Here is a 3,815-nt window from a genome sequence, read left to right as displayed (position 1 = left end):
AGCTCGCGCCACTGGGCCAGCCAACCGGGCAGACGACCGATCGCGAACAGAACGGTGAACATGCGCGTGGGGAAGCCCATCGCCTTGTAGATGACGCCGGTGTAGAAGTCGACGTTCGGGTACAGGCGACGCTCCCGGAAGTAGTCGTCGGCCAGCGCCAGCTCTTCGAGCTCCTTGGCGAGGTCGAGGAGCGGATCGGTGACGCCCAGCGACGAGAGCACCTCGTCGGCCGCGTCCTTGACGAGCTTGGCACGGGGGTCGTAGTTCTTGTAGACCCGGTGCCCGAAGCCCATCAGCTTCACGCCCTCTTCCTTGTTCTTCACCCGCTCGACGAAGCGCGAGACGCTCTGCCCGGAGTCGCGGATCTGACCGAGCATGGTCAGCACGGCCTCGTTCGCCCCGCCGTGGAGCGGACCGGAGAGAGCCTGGATACCGGCGGACACGGATGCGAACTGGTTGGCCCCGGTCGAACCGACCAGGCGGACCGTGGACGTCGACGCGTTCTGCTCGTGGTCTTCGTGCAGGATGAGGAGCAGCTCGAGAGCCTTCGACATCACCGGGTTGACCTCGTACTCCTCGCTGTGAACGCCGAAGTTGAGCTTCAGGAAGTTGTCCACGAAGCTCAGGGAGTTGTCGGGGTACAGGAAGGCCTGGCCGACGCTCTTCTTGTGCGCGTAGGCCGCGATCACGGGGAGCTTCGCGAGCATGCGCACCATGTTCAGCTCGACGTGCTCCGGGTTGTGCGGGTCGGTCTGACCCTCGTAGTAGGTCGAGAGCGCCGCGACCGCCGAGGACAGCACCGACATCGGGTGCGCCGTGTGCGGAAGCGCCGAGAAGAAGCGCTTGAGGTCTTCGTGCAGGAGGGTGTGCCGGCGGATCTTCTCGTCGAACTCCGCCAGCTCGGAGGCGGAGGGCAGGTCGCCGTAGATGAGGAGCCACGCGACCTCGAGGTAGCTCGTCGAACCCGCGAGCTGCTCGATCGGATATCCGCGGTACCGCAGGATGCCCTTGTCGCCGTCGATGTACGTGATCTCCGACTTCGTCGACGCCGTGTTGACGAAACCGTAGTCCAGGCCGGTGTAGCCCGTCTGCCGCGTCAACGTCGAGAAATCGATGCTGTCGTGCCCCGCCGTGCCGCGCAGCACCGGGAATTCAGCGGTCGTGTCGCCGATCGTCAGCTTCGCCGTCTGGTCTGCCGCTGCACTCACGCGGACCTCCTCGTAGTGTCCGCCCCCGCTCGTCGCGGTGGGTTCGAACAAGATCTTGATCAAGCCTGAACTGGCGATCTCACGGCGCTCAGGCGCCAGGTCGGGTCACGACCGAATCGCCTTTACAGCCTAGTAGTCGCACAGGCCTACTGTGACATCCGCCAAAGGGACGCCCCCTCCGAGGAGGGAATCTACATATCGGCCACAGTGAGACGGCGCGCGGCCTCGGCCACATGAGCCGTCGATGCGGTGAGGGCCAGGCGGACATGCTGCCCGGATTCACCGCCGTAGAACGGACCCGGACCGGCGAGGATGCCCAGATCGGCCAGTCGTCCCATCGATTCCCAGGAGTCGCGCCCCTCGGTCGCCCAGAGGTAGAGCCCGGCCTCCGAACCGTCGATGCGGAAGCCTGCGGCCTCCAGCGCGGGACGCAGGGCATCGCGGCGGGTGCGGTAGAGAGCCTTCTGGACGGCGACGTGCTCGTCGTCCGCGAGCGCCACCGCCATCGCGTGCTGCACCGGTGCCGGGGGCATCAGCCCGAGATGCTTGCGGGCAGTGAGAAGCTCGCCGACGACACGAGCGCACCCGGCCACGAACGCCGCACGGTAGCCGGCGAGGTTCGACTGCTTGCTCAGCGAGTAGACACTGAGCAAGTTCGCACGACTTCCGCCCGTCACCCGCGGGTCGAGGACCGACGGGACCGACTCGGTCGCCCAGACGCCGTCCCAGCCCAGCTCGGCGTAGCACTCGTCGCTCGCGAGCACGGCACCGAGCTCACGAGCACGACGCACGGCAGCGGCGAGCTCATCGACGGTCCAGGTGCGTCCGTCCGGGTTGCCCGGGGTGTTGATCCAGATGAGCTTGGCGCCCTCCGGCCAGTCGGCTGGATCGTCCGCGGGAAGGGGCGTCGCTCCAACCACGCGTGCCCCGACCTCGTAGGTCGGGTAGGCCACGCGCGGGTGGACGACGATGTCTCCGGCCCCCAGACCGAGCAGTGTGGGCAGCAGCGCGACGAGTTCCTTGGACCCGATCGTCGGGAGCACGTTGTCGACCCGGAGGTCGGGCACTCCCCTGCGCCGGGCGTACCACTCGACGATCGCCTCCCGCAGGGTGGGTGTGCCCACCGTCTGCGGATAGGCATGCGCATCCGTGGCCTCGGCCAGGGCGCGGCGGATGATGTCGGGGGTGGGGTCGACCGGAGAACCGACCGAGAGGTCGATCAGTCCGTCCGGGTGCTGCTGCGCGCGCTCACGGAACGGGACGACGGCATCCCACGGATAGTCGGCGAGATCGCGGACGCTCACGGAGCCAGCGCCTACTCGCCCTGAGGCGGCAGAGCCGCGACGATCGGGTGATCGAACGAGTAGACACCCACCTTGGCGGCGCCACCGGGCGACCCGATCTCGTCGAAGAACTCGACGTTGGCCTTGTAGTAGTCCTGCCACTCATCGGGCAGGTCGTCTTCGTAGTAGATCGCCTCGACGGGACACACGGGCTCGCAGGCGCCGCAGTCCACGCATTCGTCCGGGTGGATGTAGAGCGAGCGTTCGCCCTCGTAGATGCAGTCAACGGGGCACTCGTCGATGCAGGCGCGATCCTTGACATCGACGCACGGGAGGGCGATCACATACGTCACCCCCTCAGTCTACGACTCGCGCGGCTCGGGTTCCTGCGCGGCAGGCGCCTCCGTGCGCACCGGGAGGCGTCGGACGGAGGGCCAGGCGACGACGAGCAGGACGATTCCGGCGACCAGATAGGTCCAGATCTGCCCGAGGAACGAGGCGGGCACGACGACGGATCCGCCCGGCCCCTCCCCGGAGATCAGCACCAGCATGCCGATCATCCCGAGTCCGGCCGCGACAGCGGCGCCCCTGTCATGCGTGAGGGTTCGGACGGCGATGAGGATGGCAGCGCACGCGATGGCCGCGATGATCATGCCGATGGGGATGGGGCCCCACATCACACTGTGACTGATGGTGCCGGCGACGCCGTAGACACCGCCGACGAGGGCGGCAGCGATCCACGACAACACTCTCGACACCCAGCTCACGCGCACCTGTCGATCTTACCGACGAGCCCCCGCCGGACGGGATCGGGGAGGTGGGTCATGCGGCGATCCCGAACAGACGCAACAGGGCTGCGACCGCCGCCGCCGCGACGACGACCACGAGGAAGGACTGCCGCAGCCACAGGAGGCCGCCGGCGACCAGCAGCGCGGGCACGCGAGCATCGACCGTGATCGCCTGACCGTCGCCGAGGGTCTGCACGGCCACGAGAGCCGCGAGCAGACCCACTGTCAGCAGATCGGAGATGCGGGCGGTGCGCGGCGCCTCCAGCACCCGAGGGGGCACCAGGTATCCGGCCGCCTTGAGGGCGAGGCAGATCAGGGCGGCGAGGAGGATCGCACTCCACACGGTCACGAGGCCGCCCCCGCACCCCGGTCCGCTCCACCGTCGGTCGAGGCCGCGGGACGACCCCACCAGTCGAACCAGCCGACGGCGATCGCGACGACCGCAGCCACCAGAACCGGAAGGCCCGGCATCAGGAACGGCGTGAAGGCCGCGGCGACGACAGCCGCTGCGACGCCGACCGCGACGGCCTGCCGCT

Annotated in this window: 5 protein-coding genes and 1 pseudogene; all 6 read right to left on the bottom strand. The window is 68.2% G+C overall.

Annotated elements, in window-relative coordinates; genetic code table 11:
* A partial coding sequence (locus DSP71_RS17340) for a citrate synthase (protein WP_113681688.1) occupies positions 1–1,208 on the bottom strand: 1,208 nt, incomplete at its 3' end.
* Positions 1,209–1,399: 191 nt separating this feature from the next.
* Complete coding sequence (gene dapC, locus DSP71_RS17335) at positions 1,400–2,512, bottom strand: succinyldiaminopimelate transaminase (protein WP_113681684.1); 1,113 nt, start codon at positions 2,510–2,512, stop codon at positions 1,400–1,402.
* Between the two features lie 11 nt (positions 2,513–2,523).
* Positions 2,524–2,844: a ferredoxin gene (fdxA, locus tag DSP71_RS17330; RefSeq protein WP_045263079.1), complete on the bottom strand. Its 321-nt coding sequence runs from the start codon at positions 2,842–2,844 to the stop codon at positions 2,524–2,526.
* A gap of 9 nt (positions 2,845–2,853) precedes the next feature.
* Complete coding sequence (locus DSP71_RS17325) at positions 2,854–3,264, bottom strand: hypothetical protein (RefSeq protein WP_046749569.1); 411 nt, start codon at positions 3,262–3,264, stop codon at positions 2,854–2,856.
* Positions 3,265–3,313: 49 nt separating this feature from the next.
* Positions 3,314–3,628, bottom strand: coding sequence for an AzlD domain-containing protein (locus tag DSP71_RS17320; RefSeq protein WP_046749570.1), 315 nt, complete (start codon positions 3,626–3,628; stop codon positions 3,314–3,316).
* Positions 3,625–3,815, bottom strand: a pseudogene (locus tag DSP71_RS24195) (hypothetical protein); the annotation flags it as partial. The pseudogene DSP71_RS24195 and the gene DSP71_RS17320, both read right to left, overlap by 4 nt.

Origin of the sequence: Microbacterium sp. H6 (genome assembly GCF_003314775.1) — a bacterium.
GTDB lineage: Bacteria > Actinomycetota > Actinomycetes > Actinomycetales > Microbacteriaceae > Microbacterium > Microbacterium oxydans.
The sequence above is the reverse complement of the archived record's forward strand: the minus strand, read 5'-3'. Positions and strand labels throughout refer to the sequence as shown.